General features: G+C 68.6%; 16 protein-coding genes. 9 read left to right on the forward strand and 7 right to left on the reverse strand.

The features are described from left to right. The first annotated feature begins 3 nt into the window (after positions 1 to 3). From SBI80_RS05345 to SBI80_RS05355, 3 genes are all read left to right on the forward strand, one after another. Positions 4 to 696: a GntR family transcriptional regulator gene (locus SBI80_RS05345; protein WP_318973706.1), complete on the forward strand. Its 693-nt coding sequence runs from the start codon at positions 4 to 6 to the stop codon at positions 694 to 696. A 99-nt stretch (positions 697 to 795) separates the two neighbouring features. After that, a complete protein-coding gene (locus tag SBI80_RS05350) occupies positions 796 to 1,557 on the forward strand; it encodes a crotonase/enoyl-CoA hydratase family protein (RefSeq protein WP_318973350.1) in 762 nt (253 codons plus the stop codon). Positions 1,558 to 1,602: 45 nt separating this feature from the next. After that, the gene (locus SBI80_RS05355; protein WP_318973351.1) at positions 1,603 to 2,655 is read left to right on the forward strand and encodes a TIGR03857 family LLM class F420-dependent oxidoreductase; all 1,053 of its coding nucleotides are present in this window, start codon (positions 1,603 to 1,605) and stop codon (positions 2,653 to 2,655) included. Here the strand turns inward: SBI80_RS05355 and SBI80_RS05360 are convergent, their stop codons facing one another. From SBI80_RS05360 to SBI80_RS05380, 5 genes are all read right to left on the reverse strand, one after another. Beyond that, positions 2,656 to 3,156, reverse strand: coding sequence for an isoprenylcysteine carboxyl methyltransferase family protein (locus tag SBI80_RS05360; RefSeq protein WP_318973352.1), 501 nt, complete (start codon positions 3,154 to 3,156; stop codon positions 2,656 to 2,658). 7 nt (positions 3,157 to 3,163) lie between these two features. Next, entirely contained in the window at positions 3,164 to 4,267 is a 1,104-nt protein-coding gene (locus tag SBI80_RS05365) for a type III polyketide synthase (protein ID WP_318973353.1), read from the reverse strand. A gap of 297 nt (positions 4,268 to 4,564) precedes the next feature. Then, complete coding sequence (locus tag SBI80_RS05370) at positions 4,565 to 4,702, reverse strand: CstA-like transporter-associated (seleno)protein (protein ID WP_318973354.1); 138 nt, start codon at positions 4,700 to 4,702, stop codon at positions 4,565 to 4,567. After that, on the reverse strand, positions 4,702 to 6,990 hold the full coding sequence (locus SBI80_RS05375; RefSeq protein ID WP_318973355.1) for a carbon starvation CstA family protein: 2,289 nt from the start codon (positions 6,988 to 6,990) through the stop codon (positions 4,702 to 4,704). The genes SBI80_RS05370 and SBI80_RS05375 overlap by 1 nt, the downstream gene beginning before the upstream one ends. Before the next feature lie 54 nt (positions 6,991 to 7,044). Then, complete coding sequence (locus SBI80_RS05380; protein WP_318973356.1) at positions 7,045 to 8,613, reverse strand: ATP-dependent DNA ligase; 1,569 nt, start codon at positions 8,611 to 8,613, stop codon at positions 7,045 to 7,047. A 166-nt stretch (positions 8,614 to 8,779) separates the two neighbouring features. On the opposite strand from SBI80_RS05380, the gene SBI80_RS05385 reads away from it, so the two are divergent. The 5 genes from SBI80_RS05385 (at position 8,780) to SBI80_RS05405 (ending at position 13,376) form a co-directional block, all read left to right on the forward strand. After that, on the forward strand, positions 8,780 to 9,022 hold the full coding sequence (locus tag SBI80_RS05385; RefSeq protein WP_318973357.1) for a BatC protein: 243 nt from the start codon (positions 8,780 to 8,782) through the stop codon (positions 9,020 to 9,022). 10 nt (positions 9,023 to 9,032) lie between these two features. After that, positions 9,033 to 10,286 carry a cupin domain-containing protein gene (locus tag SBI80_RS05390; protein ID WP_318973358.1) on the forward strand — a complete coding sequence of 418 codons (1,254 nt, stop codon included), beginning with the start codon at positions 9,033 to 9,035 and terminating at the stop codon, positions 10,284 to 10,286. Between the two features lie 2 nt (positions 10,287 to 10,288). Then, complete coding sequence (locus SBI80_RS05395; protein WP_318973707.1) at positions 10,289 to 11,170, forward strand: ferredoxin family protein; 882 nt, start codon at positions 10,289 to 10,291, stop codon at positions 11,168 to 11,170. Positions 11,171 to 11,355: 185 nt separating this feature from the next. Then, complete coding sequence (locus SBI80_RS05400; RefSeq protein WP_318973359.1) at positions 11,356 to 12,369, forward strand: VWA domain-containing protein; 1,014 nt, start codon at positions 11,356 to 11,358, stop codon at positions 12,367 to 12,369. After that, complete coding sequence (locus tag SBI80_RS05405; RefSeq protein WP_318973360.1) at positions 12,366 to 13,376, forward strand: VWA domain-containing protein; 1,011 nt, start codon at positions 12,366 to 12,368, stop codon at positions 13,374 to 13,376. The genes SBI80_RS05400 and SBI80_RS05405 overlap by 4 nt, the downstream gene beginning before the upstream one ends. A gap of 16 nt (positions 13,377 to 13,392) precedes the next feature. Here SBI80_RS05405 and SBI80_RS05410 read toward each other — a convergent pair whose 3' ends face one another. After that, entirely contained in the window at positions 13,393 to 14,928 is a 1,536-nt protein-coding gene (locus SBI80_RS05410; RefSeq protein ID WP_318973361.1) for a molybdopterin-dependent oxidoreductase, read from the reverse strand. Positions 14,929 to 15,065: 137 nt separating this feature from the next. Between SBI80_RS05410 and poxB the strand changes: the two genes are divergently transcribed. Further along, positions 15,066 to 16,802, forward strand: a complete 1,737-nt coding sequence (gene poxB / locus SBI80_RS05415) for a ubiquinone-dependent pyruvate dehydrogenase (RefSeq protein ID WP_318973362.1) — start codon at positions 15,066 to 15,068, stop codon at positions 16,800 to 16,802. Here poxB and SBI80_RS05420 read toward each other — a convergent pair whose 3' ends face one another. Further along, positions 16,803 to 17,480 (reverse strand): winged helix-turn-helix transcriptional regulator, encoded by a 678-nt coding sequence (locus SBI80_RS05420; protein WP_318973363.1) that lies wholly within the window; start codon positions 17,478 to 17,480, stop codon positions 16,803 to 16,805. It abuts the gene before it with no gap. Positions 17,481 to 17,563 lie beyond the last annotated feature (83 nt).

The following is a 17,563-nucleotide window of genomic DNA, read 5'->3' on the forward strand; positions in this document are numbered from 1 at the left end:
CCGATGTTCGCCGGCCGTCCGCAGCTGTCCGACGACGTCGCGCGCTATGTGCGGCGTCGGATCTTCGACGGAACGTTCCGGTCCGGTGAGTATCTGCGCCTCGAACAGCTGGCCGCCGACCTGGGCATCAGCGTCACCCCGGTGCGCGAGGCCCTCCTGACCCTGCGCGCCGAGGGATTGCTGAACCAGCTGCCGCGCCGGGGTTTCGTGGTGCTCGAGGTGACCGCGCGCGATGTCGCCGACGTCGCCAACGTCCAGGCCTTCGTCGGTGGTGAGCTCGCGGCCCGGGCGGCGGCCAACATCACCGATGACCAGCTGGCCCGGCTGCAAGCCATCCAGGCGGAGCTGGAGCGTGCCTACGGCAGCAGCGACGTCGATTCGATGGTGCGGCTGAACCACGAGTTCCACCGCTTGGTCAACGTGGTGGCCGACTCACCCAAGCTGACGCAGTTCATGTCGGGCATCACGCGGTATGCGCCCGAATCGGTGTTCCCCACGCTGCCAGGCTGGTCCCAGCAGTCGACCGAGGACCACCGCCGCGTCATCGACGCGTTGAAGCGGCGCGACAGCTCCCGGGCGAGAACCGCGATGGCCGAGCACTTCACCGTGGGCGTCGAGCCCCTCACCGGGCACCTCGTCGAGATCGGCGTCATCGCCGAACCCGGCGCGGCAACCGTGCCCGACCCGGGTTCGTGATCGAATTATGGCCCCATCAAGCGGAATTCGCCTTCTTGGTTGCCCGCCGATGATAGGTTCCACTAGATACTCAGCAGTCGAGCGGGCAAGAGGGGCAACGTGGCCGATGAAGTTCTGATCGAGCGCCGGGACCGGACGCTCGTCATCACCATCAACCGGCCGGAGGCGCGCAACGCCTTCAACCTGGCCGTCGCCAAGGGGCTGGCGGACGCGATGGACGAACTCGACGACACCCCTGAGCTGTCGGTGGCGATCGTGACCGGTGCCGGTGGAACCTTCTGCGCCGGGATGGATCTCAAGGCATTCGTGGCCGGTGAGGTCCCCTCGATCCCAGGCCGCGGGATCGGCTTCACCGAACGTCCACCGCGCAAGCCGGTGATCGCCGCCGTGGAGGGTTACGCCCTCGCCGGCGGCACGGAACTCGTGCTCGCGACCGATCTGGTGGTGGCGTCCAGAACGGCCAAGTTCGGCATTCCCGAGGTCAAGCGAGGCTTGGTGGCCGCCGGTGGTGGCCTATTGCGGCTGCCGCACCGACTTCCCTATCAGAAGGCCCTCGAACTGGCGCTCACCGGTGACAGCTTCACGGCCGAGCAGGGGGAGCAGTGGGGTTTCGTCAACGTCGTGACCGAACCGGGTGAGGCGCTCGAGGGCGCCCTTGCCCTCGCCGATCGGATCTCGGCCAACGGTCCGCTGGCGGTGGCGGTGACCAAGGAGGTCATCGTCAAGTCCGCCGGCTGGAGTGAAGACGAGATGTGGCGCAAGCAACGCGATCTCATCACTCCGGTGTTCGCCTCCAAGGATGCGATCGAGGGCGCCACCGCATTCGCCGAGAAACGGGCACCCCGCTGGACGGGGACCTGACGCGGTTGCAGTCCAACGACCCGACCACCGGCGAGGAGCGCAGGTGTGAGTGAGCGGATGCTCGACGAGTTGGGTTTCTACCTGCTCGCCGGCGCCGGCGGGGACGGTCCGGCCGGGCTGATGGCCGAGGCGCGACGCGGGGAGGAGCTCGGGTTCGGCACCGCCTTCGTCTCCGAGCGGTGGAACGTCAAGGAAGCCTCCTCGCTGACCGGTGCGGCCTGCGCCGTCACCAGCCGCATGCAGATCGCCACCGCCGCAACCAATCACAACACCCGTCACCCGTTGATCACGGGGTCGTGGGCCACGACGATGCACCGGTTGTCCGGGGGCCGGTTCACCCTAGGCATCGGACGCGGGATCGGTGCCATCTACGGTGCCTTCGGCGTCCCCGCGGTGACGACCGCCCAGATGGCGGACTTCGCGCGGGTGATGCGCCGGCTGTGGCACGGCGAGCTCATCGTCGATCACGACGGACCGATCGGCACGTACCCGGTGCTCTTCCTCGACGGCGCCTTCGACGAGGACATCCGGCTGGCGATCGTGGCATTCGGTCCGCGGACGCTCGCCCTCGGCGGTCGCGAATTCGACGACGTCATCCTGCACACCTACTTCACGCCCGAGACGCTGCAGCGCGCCGTGAAGACGGTCAAGGACGCCGCGGAGGAGGCGGGCCGTGATCCGGGAGCGGTCCGGGTGTGGTCGTGCTTGGCGACCGTCGGCGATCACCTGCCAGAGCAGCTGCGGCTGAAGAAGACCGTCGCCCGGCTGGCCACCTATCTGCAGGGGTATGGCGATCTACTGGTGTCCACCAACGGGTGGGATCCGGCCGTGTTGAGCCGATTTCGGGACGATCCGGTGGTGCAGTCGGTGCCGGGCGGCATCGATCATCGTGCGACCCCCGAACAGATCGAGCACATCGCCACGCTCATTCCCGACGAGTGGCTCGAGCCCGCGGCCACCGGGTCGGCACGGCAGTGCGTCGACCGCATCCGCAAGGAGTTCGACTACGGCGCCGACGCGTTGATCATGCACGGTGCCACCCCGGACGAACTGGAGCCGATCGTCAGGGCATACCGGGCTGGCGACCGACGACGATGATCACGTGTATCCCAGGGCACTGTTCTCGATCTTGATCCTGGTGTGCAACATCAGCGCGTTGGCTGCGCTGAAGACGATGGCGGTCAGCCACGCGGAATGAACCAGGGGCAGCGCCGCTACCTCTGCCACGACGGCCGCGTAGTTGGGATGGTGCATCCACCGATACGGTCCGCTCGTCACCAGCGGCGCGTTCGGGATGACGATCACGCGGGGGTTCCATCGCTTGCCAAGGACGATCGCACACCACCAGCGCGTGATGGTGCTCAGGACGACCACCGCCACCATCGGCCATCCGAGCCACGGGAGGAACGGACGGTGCAGACCCCAGACCTCGGTGATGCACCCGAAGAGCAGGAGCCCATGCATGGCGGTCATCACGGGGTAGTGGCCACGGCCGAATTCTCGGCCTCCCTGGGCGAGTGACCACGTGGCGTTGCGGCGGGAGACGGCGAGTTCGACCAGACGCTCGATTGCGACGGCCAGGATGAAGGCGTAGTACACGGTCGCCCTACCAGCCCAGCAGCAGCAGTTCGAAGCTGAAACCGGGGCCCATCGCGAGCATCACGCCAAGCGAGCCCCTCGGCGGTGGTGCGTCGAGGGTGCGGTTCAGGACGTCCAGCACCGAGGCCGAGGAGATGTTTCCGTGTTCGCGCATCGACTCCCAGCTGTGGCGAAGGGCCTCGAGCGGCATGCCGACCGCCTGCTCGATCGCCTCGAGCACCCGCGGCCCGCCCGGATGGCAGATCCAGGTGGAGACCTCGTCGATGCACAGCCCGTGGTCACCTAGAAAGCGCTCGACTTCGTCGTGCAGGTACCGCTCGGCCATCTTGGGTACGTCCTTGGACATCACCAGCCCAAACCCCGTGGAGCCGACATTCCAGCCCATCACGTCCACCGTGTCGGGGAACAACCGGCTCCTGGTCGCCAGAATCGTGGCCGCCGGGGCATCGATCGGACCGTCTGACGCCCTGGTGGCTCCGGTCGCGATCACGGCCGCCGCGCCGTCGCCAAACAAGCACACTCCGATCAGCGCCGGGATGGACGAGTCGTCGTGTTGCAAGGTGAGCGAACACAATTCGACGGACACCAGGGCGGCGACGTGGCTGGGGAAGCCGCGCAGGTAGTCGTGGACGCGGGCCATCCCGGCGGCCCCCGCGACGCACCCGAGCCCGAACAACGGGATCCGCTTGACGTCTTGTCGCAGTCCCACGATCGAGGCAATGCGCGCGTCGATGGTGGGCACCGCGATCCCCGTGCTGGACACCAGCACGATCGCGTCGACCTCGTCGGGTCGAACGTTCGCGGCGACGAGCGCCGACGAGAGGGCCTGTGCCGCCAGGTCCGTCGCGACGTCGACGTACGCATCGTTCGCCTCGGTGAAGCCCGACAGGGTGGGGTACCGATCGAGCGGAAGTGCGAGGTTGCGGTAGTCGACTCCGCTCGTCCGTGCGAACCGCATGAACTCCGGGCCGCCCACCTTGGTGAGCTCGCGCGTGACGTCGTCCTGGTCATGGCGATGAGGCCCGAACGCGACGCCGATTCCCGCAAGGGTGGGTGCGCCGATTCTGCTGATGCCGAGTTGATCTGCTTCGAACTGCGTTTCGTTGGTCATACCGTGCTCGACGGTGCGCGACACTGCGCGGTTCGACGCCGGCGCCGTTTTGTGAGCCTAAACACCATCGGTCGCAGCGGGAATGTCGACGGGCCATGCCAGCCCATTACCAGGACGAATCCGGCTGATGCACAGCGACTTTCGGCTGAACCGTCGATTATCTGCCAGGGCGGTTCCCGGTCGCGTGACTCGGCAGGATAGGACCGTTTCCGGGGAATCGGCCGTCGGTGCGCTGCCGTCGTGGTCGGAGTCGCCTGGGACTTGGCTGGTCGCCGGACGCACGTTCACCAGCCGGGGTCAGCAGCAGCGGCTTTGCGGATTGCGCTCCGTCACGTCGTGGCGCATGCGCCAGTACTCCCGTTCGGAGCACACGGGTTCACCGGGATGCGTCCGCGCACGGTGCGCGACGTAGCGCCGGTAGTGGTTGTCGCCCATCAATGAGCTCCAGTACCAACCGAACCGCGCGATGCCGCTGGTAAGGCGTCCCACTGCTTCTGCACCTCCTTCTCGGCTGAGGTCGGGAGCAGCCCCGAGGGTGCGAAGATTCGCGACGGGACGGCGTCGTCGGTGCTCAACGGGCGGCCGGAACCTCGGCTGGCCTTGACCGCCACCATCGTCCCGGCGACGAATACGATGACGACGAGCACCGCGAAGATCACCGACAGCGTGCCCTGGATGAACGTGTTGCGAATGACCGCGTCGATCTGGCCGGCGTTCTTGGCGGCCCCGAAGGCGGTCTTACCCGCCTCCTTGGCGGCGACGTACTGGGCGTGCTGGCTCCAGTAGCCCACCTTGGGATCGGCGGAGAAGATCTTCTGCCAGGACGCCGTCATCGTCACGACGAGATCCCACATCAGCGGAACACCCGGAATCCAGGCCCACTTCAGCAAGCCGCGCTTGACCACGACGACGGTCACCACGGTCAGCGCGATCGCGGCGAGCAACTGATTGGCGATGCCGAACAGCGGGAAGAGCGTGTTGATGCCGCCGAGCGGATCTGTGACGCCCATCAGCAGGATGCTGCCCCAGGCGGCCACCACGATGATGCTGCACGCCCAGGCGCCGATCCGCCAACTGGGATTGCGCAGCTTCTTCAGCGGCCCACCGAGATTGGCCAATCCGTCCGACAGCATGAAGCGCGCGACGCGAGTGCCGGCATCGACGGTGGTCAGGATGAACAGCGCCTCGAACATGATCGCGAAGTGGTACCAGAACGCCTTGAGACCCGCGCCCCCGAACACCTGATGCAGCACCTCGGACATGCCGAACGCCAGGGTCGGCGCACCACCGGTGCGCGACACGATGGTGTCCTCGCCGACGCTGGCTGCCGCGGCGCTGATCTCCTCGCCGGTCATCGGCGGCCCGGACAGCCCGAGCCCGTTGACGTAGGTCGCGGCCGTCTCCGCGGTGGTCCCGGTCTGCGCGGCGGGAGCGTTGATGGCGAAGTACAGGTGTTGGTTGAGGATGGCCGCGGTGATGAGCGCCATGATCGCGACGAACGACTCGGTGAGCATGCCGCCGTAGCCGATCAGGCGCATCTGGCTCTCCTTCTCCAACAGCTTGGGCGTCGTGCCCGAGGAGATGAGGGAGTGAAAGCCCGACAGTGCACCACAGGCGATCGTGATGAACAGGAACGGGAACAGCGAGCCGGCGAAAACCGGACCGGTGCCGCTGCTGGCGAACGACGAGATCGCCGGCGCCGCCATGACGGGGCGGGCCAGCAGGATTCCGATGGCGAGCAGGATGATGGTGCCCACCTTCATGAAGGTCGACAGATAGTCGCGCGGCGCCAGTAGCAGCCACACGGGCAGCACCGAGGCGGCCAGCCCGTAGACGATGATCGCCCAGCACAGCGTGACCTTCGACAGCGTGAACCAGTCTGCCCCCCAGGAGGTTTCGGCCACCCACCCGCCGGAGACGACGGCGAGCAGCAGGAGCGCGACCCCGATGAGCGACACCTCCGAAACCCGGCCAGGGCGCAGGAACCGGAGGTAGAGGCCCATGAACAGCGCGATCGGGACGGTCATGGCGATCGAGAACACGCCCCACGGACTCTCGGCGAGGGCGTTGACCACCACCAGCGCGAGGACGGCCAGCAGGATCACCATGATCACCAGCACGCCGACGATCGCCGCGACGCCTCCGACCACGCCGAGTTCGTCGCGGGCCATCTGCCCCAGCGATCGTCCGCGCCGGCGCACCGAGATGGACAGCACCAGGTAGTCCTGCACGCAGCCGGCGAACACTGCGCCAACGATGATCCAGATGGTGCCCGGCAGATACCCCATCTGCATCGCCAGCACCGGCCCGACCAGCGGACCGGCGCCCGCGATGGCGGCGAAGTGATGGCCGAACAGAACCCTGCGGTCGGTGGGCATGTAGTCGGTGCCGTTCTCGAACACCTCGGCCGGGGTGGCGTCGTCGTCGCGCGGCGTGACGAGCTTCATCTCGATCAGCCGTGCATAGAACCGGTATCCGAGGACGTAGGTGCAGACCGCCGCCACCACGAACCACACCGCATTGACCGTCTCACCGCGGAAGAACGCGATCACCGCCCAGGCGACGGCACCGAGGAGGGCGATGACGGCGAAGACGACCTTGTGCCTGGTGGTGATCGGGGACCGGTCGATGATCGCGACGGGCGGAAGGTCGGCCTCGGTCCTGACGTAGGTGATGTCACCGTCGGTCTGCTCGATGCGGTCCGACGTGGTGGGGTTGGCCATGGGCCGATCCTTTCACCGCCGACAGTGCCGATTGGCGGAAACGCGCCCTTTCGTTCAGCGGTCGTACAGGGTGCGCACGGTGTCGATGGTGTCGGCCTCCTCGGGGCCCTTGTCGTCGCGGTAGCGCAACACCCGGGCGAAGCGCAGCGCCATGCCGCCCGGATACCGGGTCGAGGTCTGCACCCCGTCGAGCGCGATCTCGACGACCTGTTCGGGGCGCAGCCGCACCGTGTAGCCGTCGGTGGGTCCGGCTGCGAGCTCGAGGAACCGGGCGGTCTGCCAGTCCAGCGTCGCATCGGTCATGCCCTTGAACGTCTTGCCAAGCATCACGAATCCGCCCGTCGCGGGGTCACGGGCACCGAGGTGGATGTTGGACAGCTTGCCCGTGCGCCGGCCCGAACCCCACTCCACCGCGAGCACGACGAGGTCGAGGGTGTGCACCGGCTTGACCTTGAGCCAGCCCGCCCCGCGACGTCCCGCCTCGTATGCAGCGGTGGGCGACTTGGCCATCACCCCTTCGTGCCCGGCGTCGAGGGTCGCGGTCAGGAAGGCTGCGGCGGCGGCGGCGTCGGAGGAGGCCAACCGGTCGACGCGCTGGCTCGGCGGCACGATTGCATCGAGGGCGGCGAGGCGTTCGGTGGTGGGCAGGTCCAGCAGATCGGTGCCGTCGAGGTGCAGCACGTCGAAGAAGAACACCGACAGCGGTTGCGCGGCACGCGCGGCGGCCACGTCGGCGGTGCGGTCCCTGGCACCCCGACCGCCCCCACGGCCGAAGCGCGAGGCCGTCACCTGGAACCGGTGCGGTCTGCCGTCGGCGCGCAGCGCGATGGCCTCGGCGTCGGCGATCATCGAGGTGACCGGCAACGCGAGGGCCGCATCCACCACCTCGGGCAGCCGCGCAGTGACGTCGTCGAGGCTGCGGGTGTAGACGGACACGGCGTCCCCGGCGCGGTGGATCTGCACCCTCGCGCCGTCGAGCTTGGCCTCGAAGATGGCCGTCCCACCGAGCTTTTCGAGTGCGTCCTCGACCCCCGTCGCGGTCTGCGCGAGCATGGGACCGACGGGCCGCCCGACCTGTAGGGCGAACTGGGCGAGTGCGGCGCCCCCGTCGGTCAATGCCGCCGCGGCCACCGTCGAAAGGTCGCCGCCCAGCATCGCAGCCCGCCGAACGTCGGCCGCGGACACGCCGGCTGCCCTGGCGACGGCATCTGCCATCACGCCGAGGAGGGCGCCTTGGCGCAACTCGCCGCCGAGCAGGCGGCGCAGGAAGGTCTGCTCCGGCTCGGTGCACGCGGCGAACACCGCACCGAGCAGCTCCGAACGCCGGCCCTGGGCACCCTTGCCCGCCACCGACCCGATCTCGGTGAACGCCGCGTGCACCTGCGACACCGTCCACGATGCCTCGGCGGCCGCGGAGGGCAGCTCCCGCAGGGCCGCCCACCCCACGCCGATCTGCCGCTGTGGGAGTTCTCCCGAGAGCCAGGCGACTACGACGGCGATGAGTTGGCGGTCGGCCTCGGTGGCGGCCGCGGCCAGTAGCTCGGCGATGCGGCCGATCTTCGCCGACCGTGCCGAGACGGCACCGACCTGGGCTGACGTGGTCGCGACGTCGAGAAGGAGCACGACGTCAGCTTGGCACGGGAGTCCGACATTCCCCGGTCGTTTGACATCGCCGCGCAACGGGCACGCCGCCAAGGCATGGCCGCCCAGCGCGGACGTGACCAGCGCGGAGACCCACGGCCAACGCTCTGCCGCTGCACTTCGGGGTCGCAACAGAAGGAGAAGCATCATGGCGCTCAACGACGAGGACATCTCCACCTCCGGCACCGGCGGCGAGGGCCCGGCCGATGGCGGTTCGAACCCCGGTGGTCATGACGGTGGTGCCGACGGCAGCGCGGGTGAGGGTCCGGCCGATGGCGGTTCGAACCCCGGTGGTCATGACGGTGGTGCCGACGGCAGCGCGGGTGAGGGTCCGGCCGATGGCGGTTCGAACCCCGATGGTCATGACGGCGGCGCCGACGGAACGGCCTGACCGAACCTCGATGCTGAATCGCTGCGTTGCCACCGATACTGGGTCGTTCGCGGCCCAGTATTGGGGGCGCCGCCCGCTGTTGAGCCGGGCGGACGCGCTACCGCGTGACTACACCGACCTGCTGTCGGAGGCGACGGTAGACGAGCTGATCGCCGAGCGCGGGGTGCGGGCGCCCTTCATCCGGATGGCCGCCGAGGGTGCGCTAGTGCCTCGCGACTGCTATCTGGGTTCGGCTGGTTTCGGTGCCGAGATGCCCGACCAGGTCGACTCGGCCAAGGTGCTGGCTCGATTCGCCGGTGGCGCAACGATAGTGCTGCAGGGGCTGCACCGGCTGTGGCCCCCGCTCATCGACTTCGTCCGGGGGATCGTCGACGACCTCGGCCATCCGGCCCAGGCCAACGCCTACGTCACCCCGCCCAACAGCCGGGGGTTCGACCCGCACTACGACGTGCACGACGTGTTCGTCCTGCAGGCCGCCGGCCGCAAGCGGTGGATCGTCCACGAACCCGTGCACGCCGATCCGCTGCCGTCGCAACCGTGGACCGAGCACCGCGCGGCCATCGCCGCGCGCAGCGGCGAGGCACCGGTGCTCGAGGCGGTCCTCTCACCCGGTGATGCGCTGTACCTGCCGCGCGGCTGGATCCACTCCGCAGAGGCGCTCGAGGGCACGTCGATCCACCTCACCATCGGAGTCTCCCCGGTCACGGCGATCGACGTCGCGCACGCCGTCGTCGACACCCTGGCCCAGTCCGAGGACTTCCGGCGCTCGTTGCCGATGGGCGTCGACGGGGCCGATCGTGGTGCGTTGGCCGCCATGGCGACCAAGATCATGACCGAGATGGTCGATGCCATGCGGATACGCGCGGCCGAGGTTGGCGACGGTGCGGCAGAACGATTGTCGCGACGTCACGCCGAGCGCACCCGGCCCGTCGCGGTGCGGCCGCTCGCCACGCTGGAGGCCGCGGCCAGTGCCGAGACCACCGCGGTCTCGTGGCGGCGGGGGCTCGTCACGGAGCTCGAGATGCTCGCCGAACGCGTCGTGCTCCGGCTGCCCGATCGCACGATCACCTTCCCGCCGTCGTGTGGGCCCGCCGTCGAGGCGCTGCGCCATGGTCTGGTCGTCGACGCGGAGTCGACGCCGGGGCTCGACCGCGCCGACGCCACGGTCCTCATCCGACGGTTGCTCCGGGAGGCCGTCGTCGTTCCCGCCGTGGCACATCCCAACGGCCAAGGGGGAGAACCGGTCTCGCGAGGTCATGGGTGACGATCCCCAACTCGCCGCCCTGCAGCGTCGAGTCGCTGGCCCGCAACGATCCGCTCTACGGCACGGCATCGGCTGGGCGGGCGTGGTTCTTGTTGGAGCTCGACGGGCCCTGGGGGCCCTCCGCGTTACTGGACTCGGCTACCGTCCTGGACCCGAACCTCGGACGCACCATCGCCCGCCGCTTCGAGAAGGCGGGATTTCGCACCGCGGCGATCCGCCGGCCTGGCCGCCGGCCCCCGACGCCCCGGTGGCGCTGGTTCATCGCCCAATCCGGTGAGGGCCTGGAGGCGCTGCACCGGGGTGAGGTCGACGGCCCCGACGGTTATCTCGACATCGCACTCGATGGGTCCGACGGCGATCCGTGCGACGGGCCCCTGGTAGTCGTCTGCGCGCACGGACGTCACGACCAGTGCTGCGCGGTCCGCGGTCGTCGCGCGGCCGCTGCGATCGCGCAGCGGTATCCCGACATCACCTGGGAGTGTTCGCATCTTGGTGGTGACCGGTTCGCCGCGACCATGCTGGTTCTCCCCGAGGGTCTGTGCTACGGGCGCGTCGACTCCACCGATGCCGCCGAGTTGGTGAGGCGCTACCTCGACGGGCGACTGGACAACGAATTCCTGCGCGGTCGCACGTCCCTGCCGAACCCAGTTCAGGCCGCGCAGTACTTCGCGCGCGCTCACACCGGTGAGGATCGGATCGACGCGCTGTCGGCACTGGACGTCGAGCACCGCGGACCCGAGATCCGCGTGGTGCTGGCAGCCGAGGCCGGCCCGTTGCTGGTGGTGCTGGCCGAGCAGTTGTCCGAACCCCTGCGCTCGACCTGTCGCTCATCGATCGCCGGTCCGGTGCGGACGTACGCGCTGGTCTCGATCGATCGGGTCTAGGGCTGGCCGTCGCGGAAGGGAGGCTCGTGGTGGTCCCAGCAAGATCGCAGCAGACCGTCAGGTCCTACGGCCACACTCGCTGCTACGCAACGGCAGCAGCACCGACCGGAAGGGCCCATCGGCGACGCAATGGTGACGGCATTCCTGACGACCCCCCGTGATCTTCGCGCCGGGGGTCCGCCGTGGTGACCGTGCCTGGACTGGGCGAGCTCACCTGGACCGGCTTCGAGCACCGCTGGTTGTTCCTGTTCGGGCTGATCCCGTTGGTGGCACTGGCGTTCTACGTGCTGACGCAGATTCGGCGCCGCCGGCGCGTGCAGCGATTCGTCGGTGCCGGGCCCCAGGGCGCCGCTGCACTCACCGCCGCCGTGCGGTGGCGCCACGTCCCGATCGCGGCCGCGCTGGTGGCCCTGGTCTTGCTGACCGTCGCGCTCGCCGGACCGACGCGTGACATCCGGATTCCGCGCAACCGAGCCGTCATCATGCTCGTCGTCGACGTATCGCAGTCGATGCGCGCCACCGACGTGGATCCGACCCGGCTGGCCGCTGCGCAGGCGGCCGCCAAGCAGTTCGCCGGGAACCTCACGCCGGGGATCAATCTCGGTCTCGTCGCGTTCGCGGGCAATGCGAATCTGCTGGTGGCACCGAATCCCAACCACCAGGCCACGATTGACGCGCTCGGGAAGTTGCAGACCGCCGACAAGACGGCGACGGGTGAGGCGATCTTCACCGCGCTGCAGTCGATCGCAACCGTCGGGGCGGTGCTCAGCAGTGATGGGAACACGCCACCGCCGCCGGCACGCATCGTGCTGCTCTCCGACGGAGACGAGAACGTGCCGGGCAATCCCGACAATCCGCGGGGTGCGTACACCGCAGCACGATCGGCGAAGGACCAGGGCGTGCCCATCTCCACGATCGCGTTCGGCACCAGGAGCGGTTACGTCGACCTGGCCAACCAGCGGGTGCCGGTGCCGGTCGGTTCCGACACCATGACCAAGATCGCCGAGCTGTCGGGCGGGCAGACGTTCACCGCCACCAACGTCGACGAGCTGAACCGCAGCTACCAGTCGGTCCAGCAGCAGATCGGCTATGAGGTGATGCCCGGACCGGCCAGCGATGGCTGGCTGCGGTTGGCCGTGTGCGCCGCGACCGTCGCCGCCGCGCTGGGTCTCGCCATCAATCGGAGGCTGCCGGCATGACGGTTCCGCTGCTGGGTCCGCTGGCCTTGTCCGGCTTCACCCACGCCTGGTTCTTCCTCTACCTGCTAATCGTCGTGGCGCTGGCCGCGGTCTACGTCGTCGTCCAGTTCGCGCGGCACCGCCGCGTGCTGCGGTTCGCCAACATGGAGCTGCTGGCGAAGGTCGCTCCGATCGCCAACCGCCACCGCTGGCGCCACGTTCCGGCGATCCTGCTGGTGATCGCGCTGGTGATGCTCGCGGTCGCGCTCGCCGCCCCGACGCACGACGTCCGCATCCCACGCAACCGCGCGGTGGTGATGCTGGTGATCGACGTGTCCGAGTCGATGGTGTCCACCGACGTCGCCCCCAGTCGGCTGGAGGCGGCGAAGGAGGCGGGCAAGGAGTTCACCGATGAGCTGACTCCGGGAATCAATCTGGGACTGGTTGCCTTCGGAGGAAGCGCAACGCTGCTGGTATCCCCGACGACCAACCGCGCGGCGATGAAGTCCGCCATCGACGGCCTCAAGGCGCAGGAGCGCACCGCCACCGGTGAGGGAATCTTCACCGCGCTGCAGGCGATCGCCAGCGTCGGAGCGGTGATGGGCGGCGGTTCCACTCCCGCTCCGTCGCACATCGTCCTCGAGTCCGATGGCGCGGAGACCGTGCCGCGCAATCCCGACGACCCGCGTGGCGCGTATACCGCGGCGCGTGCGGCGAAGGACCAGGGCGTCGCGATCTCCACGATCTCGTTCGGCACGCCGGATGGTGTCGTCGACATCAACGGTCAGCAGATCGCGGTGCCGGTCGACGACGCCACCCTGCAGCACATCACCGACATCACGGGGGGTCAGACCTTCCACGCCGGAAGCCTCGCCCAGCTGAAGCAGGTGTATTCGACGCTGCAGCAGCAGATCGGCTACGAGACCATCCGCGGGGATGCCAGCGCAGCGTGGACCCGGCTCGGTGCGGTGCTCATGGCCGCTGCCGTGCTGGTCTCGGTGCTCACCAACCGCAGGGTGCCGGTCTGATCCAACGCCCCGTGACTCAGGCGACGTCGAACGACACCGTGTGCCAGCCCGTGGCCCCGTCGGGCACCACGTCGGCCTCGTCGGAGGTTTGGACTGCCCCGGTTCCGTCGGTCGCGCGCACGGTGATCCGGTGCGGGCCGGGCTCGGCTGCCTGCCACGGGAAGCTCCACAACCGCCAGGTGTCGTTGGAGTAACTGGCGCCGAGTTCGGCCTGCTGCCAGGGTCCTTCGTCGATGCGCACCTCGACGGCCTCGATGCCGCGCTGCTGTGCCCACGCGACCCCGCCGAACGTCGTGCTGCCCCGGGGGATCTCGGCACCACTGCGCGGCACGTCGATGCGGGACTCGGTCTTGATCGGTCCGCGGGCCGCCCACCCGAGCTTGGTCCAGTACGCCTCGGCCCGGTCGAAGCGGGTGAGTTCGAGGTCGACGAGCCACTTGGTCGCCGAGACGTAGCCGTACAACCCTGGCACCACCAGGCGGGCGGGATAGCCGTGCTCGGTGGGCAGCGGCGCGTCGTTCATGCCGATCGCGAGCAGCGACCCCCGCTGATCGGTGAGCGCCTCGACCGGCGTTCCCGCGGTGAACCCGTCGATCGACGTCGACAGCACCATGTCGGCGTCGGAGTGAATCCCCGCCCCGGCCAACAGATCCCGAACGCGGTAGCCCGTCCACTTGGCATTCGAGATGAGGTCTCCGCCGACCGGATTGGACACGCACGTCAGCGTGACCACCTCCTCGACGACGTCGAAGCGCTGCAGATCGTCGAAGGTCAGGGTGACCTCGCGATCGACCATGCCGTGGATCCGCAGACGCCAGTCACCGCGGCTGACCTGCGGCACGCTCAACGCGGTGTCGATGCGATAGAAGTCGGCGTTCGGGGTGATGAACGGCGTCTTGGTGAATCCGGGTGGCGCAACGGCAGCCGGCGGCGGGGGCGGGGCGCCGTCGCGAGCGGTGGGAAGTGTGAAGGCCGTCCGGTCGCCGGCCACCGACGAGTGCAACCGGTTGAGCAGCGCCCCCGCGACTCCCGCGACCACGCCCGTCGCCAGCAATCCCAGCGCCACCATGGACCGGCGTCGGCCGGCGTCGGGAGCCGGCTGCTCGGACGTTGGTGTCGGACCAACGCGGTCGGAGACGAGCAACCGCAGGGTCAGCACGCCGCACACGGTGCCAATCACGGTGGGTACCAAGTCGATTCCGGTTGCTCCGGCGCGGCTGAGCACCGCAGCGCAGCCGAGGATGCCGGCCACCACGATCGCGATGCTGCCGACTGGCCGGCTGCGGGTCTCCCGCTGTCCGGTCAAGGCGGCGATCACGCCGATGACGACCAGCACCAGGATCGACAGCGCGAGTTTGTCGGAGGTGCCGAATAGCCGGATCGCGGTTTCCTTGACGGGGCCGGGCGTCAGGTCGATCACCGCGGATCCGACGGCATTGCGCGAATCGGCATGCGGGCCGAAGGGCACCGCGCTCAGCTGTGCGACGCCGAGCGCGACCGCAGCGGCGGCGACGCCGATCAGTCCGCTGGGGCGTGCCGCGGTTTCGACCATGGCGCCAAACTACCGACAACCTGGGCCGAAGGGCCTTACCGCTAGGTGACGTCGCCGAAATCAGTAGAGTGACCTCGGCGCGGAGATTCGCGCCGAACGCAGCTTCTCGCGCGAGAATCCCCAGGGGAGGGCACTCGATGGCCACCATCGCAACCCAGATCGTCGGCGCACTGACCCGGAGCGGGGTGCGACGGGTCTACGGGTTGCCCGGGGACAGTCTCAACGGGTTCACCGACGCGATCCGTCGCTCGGCGGAGCTCACCTGGGAACACGTCCGGCACGAGGAGACGGCGGCCTTCGCCGCGGCGGCAGACGCCGCGCTCACCGGGCGGCTCGCCGTCTGCGCGGGCAGCTGCGGTCCGGGCAACCTACATCTGATCAACGGGCTGTTCGACGCTCAGCGCAGCCGGGTGCCGGTGCTGGCCATCGCCGCGCACATCCCGCGCAGCGAGATCGGTTCGGAGTACTTCCAGGAAACCCACCCGCAGGACCTCTTCCGTGAGTGCAGCGTGTACTGCGAACTGGTCAGCACTCCCGAGATGGCGCCCAGGATCATCGAGATGGCGATGCGGGCCGCGATCGAGGAGAACGGGGTGGCGGTGGTCGTCGTGCCCGGGGAGATCTTCCTCGCCGCCGCCGTCGAGAACGGCTGGCTGACGAAGCCGATCCTGCCAACGCAGTCCGTGCTGCGTCCCGACGAGGAGGGACTGCGGCAGGCGGCGGAGATCCTCAACGCCGGTGAGCGGGTCACCATCCTCGGTGGGGCCGGCGTACAGGGCGCGCATGACGCCCTCGTCCGGCTGGCGGGCACGCTCAACGCCCCGATCGTGCATGCGCTGCGGGGCAAGGAGTTCATCGAATACGACAATCCGTTCGACGTCGGGATGACCGGGCTGCTGGGCTTCGCCTCCGGGTACAAGGCCATCAAGGAGGCCGACACCCTGCTGATGCTTGGCACCGACTTCCCCTATCAGCAGTTCTATCCGCAGAACGCCCGCATCGTGCAGGTCGACGTCCGCGGCCGAAACCTCGGGCGCCGCAGCCCGATCGACCTCGGGTTGGTCGGTACCGTGGCCGACACGTTGGCGGCCCTGCAACCCCTGCTGGTTCAGAAGCAGTCCAGCGAGCACCTAGACCGGTCGCTGCGGCACTACGCCAAGACCCGCAAGACGATGGACGGATTGGCCGTCAACGACCGCGACAAGACGCCCATTCGTCCGGAATACGTTGCGGGACTTGCTGATCGACTTGCCTCCGACGATGCCGTGTTCACCGTCGACGTCGGCTCGCCCGTCGTGTGGGCGGCCAGGTACCTGCACATGAACGGCAGGCGCCGGCTCGTCGGCTCGTTCAACCACGGAACCATGGCCTGCGCGCTTCCGCATGCCATCGGCGCCCAGACCGCCTTTCCCGGCCGGCAGGTGGTGGCGCTCGCCGGTGACGGCGGGCTGACGATGCTGTTCGGGGAACTCATCACGCTGCTGCAGAACGAGCTGCCGGTCAAGGTGATCGTGTTCAACAACTCGTCGTTGAACTTCGTCGAGCTCGAGATGAAGGCTGCCGGCATCGTCAACTTCGGCACCGATCTGGTCAACCCCGACTTCGCCGCCGTCGGCCGCGCCATGGGCGCGTTCGGCCGCCGCGTCGAGCATCCCGGTGAATTGGAGCAGGCGCTGATCGACGCGTTCGCGCACGACGGTCCCGCCATCGTCGACGTCGTGACGGCCCGCCAAGAGCTCTCGATCCCGCCGGCCATCAGCGCCGAACAGGCAAAGGGCTTCTCGCTGTATGCAATTCGGACCATCATGGCCGGCCGGGCAGACGAGCTGCTCGACCTGGTGACCACCAACGTGTCTCGGCGAATCCTGGACTGATCACCGGGTGGGGCGGGGCACCGCCGCCTTCGCTCCCTGCCCGATCCACGTCGGGATGGCGCGGCGTACCTCGGTGGGCCCGGAGACCGCCACGCTGCCGTCGAGCAGGGCGCGGGTCCAGTCGACGTCACCACGCCAGATCCGGGTCAGCGTTCGCAGGCTCGTCTCCACCGTGCCGCTGACCTCGTAACCGGGATCGAAGTCGCACACGTCCGGTGTTCCCTCCGACACGACCAACCACCACCGGGATGCCTTCGCCGAGACCCCGTCGAGATGGATGGCGACGGTGGTGCGTGAGGGCGGCCATTCCCGCACCGGGACGTTGCGACGGATGTCCCACATCAGCAGGTGCGGGTCGAGGTCTGCCTCGCCCAGCTCGCCGATCCAGCGCAACCCCCACCGTCCGAGGGCGTCGACGACCTCGCCGAGTTCCTCCCCGCACGGTGTCAACGAGTAACTGGCACGGCCGTCGACCTCCGTGCGAGCCACGACGCCGGCCCGGGCGAGCGACTTCAGCCGCTTGGACAGCAGCGCCGGTGACATCTTCGGCACGCCCCGCCGGATGTCGTTGAAATGCCGGCTGCCCAGCAGCAGTTCACGGACGACCAGCATCGTCCAGCGTTCGTCGAGGAGTTCCATCGCCTTCGACACCGGGCAGAACTGGCCGTATCCCGACACGTCCTCACCGCCTTCATTCACTACCGATGCACACGACCATGCAACCAGTGCCAGTACAGATTCGTGACTAGTTCGGACACATC

The organism is Mycolicibacterium sichuanense, from assembly GCF_033741125.1.
GTDB lineage: Bacteria > Actinomycetota > Actinomycetes > Mycobacteriales > Mycobacteriaceae > Mycobacterium.

Excerpts from the sequence above, each read along its gene's own strand:
- SBI80_RS05410 (WP_318973361.1), bottom strand. The coding sequence starts at position 14,928 with ATGGTCGAAACCGCGGCACGCCCCAGCGGACTGATCGGCGTCGCCGCC.
- SBI80_RS05365 (WP_318973353.1), bottom strand. The coding sequence starts at position 4,267 with ATGACCAACGAAACGCAGTTCGAAGCAGATCAACTCGGCATCAGCAGA.
- SBI80_RS05375 (WP_318973355.1), bottom strand. The coding sequence starts at position 6,990 with ATGGCCAACCCCACCACGTCGGACCGCATCGAGCAGACCGACGGTGAC.
- poxB (WP_318973362.1), top strand. The coding sequence starts at position 15,066 with ATGGCCACCATCGCAACCCAGATCGTCGGCGCACTGACCCGGAGCGGG.
- SBI80_RS05370 (WP_318973354.1), bottom strand. The coding sequence starts at position 4,702 with ATGGGCGACAACCACTACCGGCGCTACGTCGCGCACCGTGCGCGGACG.
- SBI80_RS05390 (WP_318973358.1), top strand. The coding sequence starts at position 9,033 with ATGCTGAATCGCTGCGTTGCCACCGATACTGGGTCGTTCGCGGCCCAG.
- SBI80_RS05405 (WP_318973360.1), top strand. The coding sequence starts at position 12,366 with ATGACGGTTCCGCTGCTGGGTCCGCTGGCCTTGTCCGGCTTCACCCAC.
- SBI80_RS05385 (WP_318973357.1), top strand. The coding sequence starts at position 8,780 with ATGGCGCTCAACGACGAGGACATCTCCACCTCCGGCACCGGCGGCGAG.
- SBI80_RS05345 (WP_318973706.1), top strand. The coding sequence starts at position 4 with ATGTTCGCCGGCCGTCCGCAGCTGTCCGACGACGTCGCGCGCTATGTG.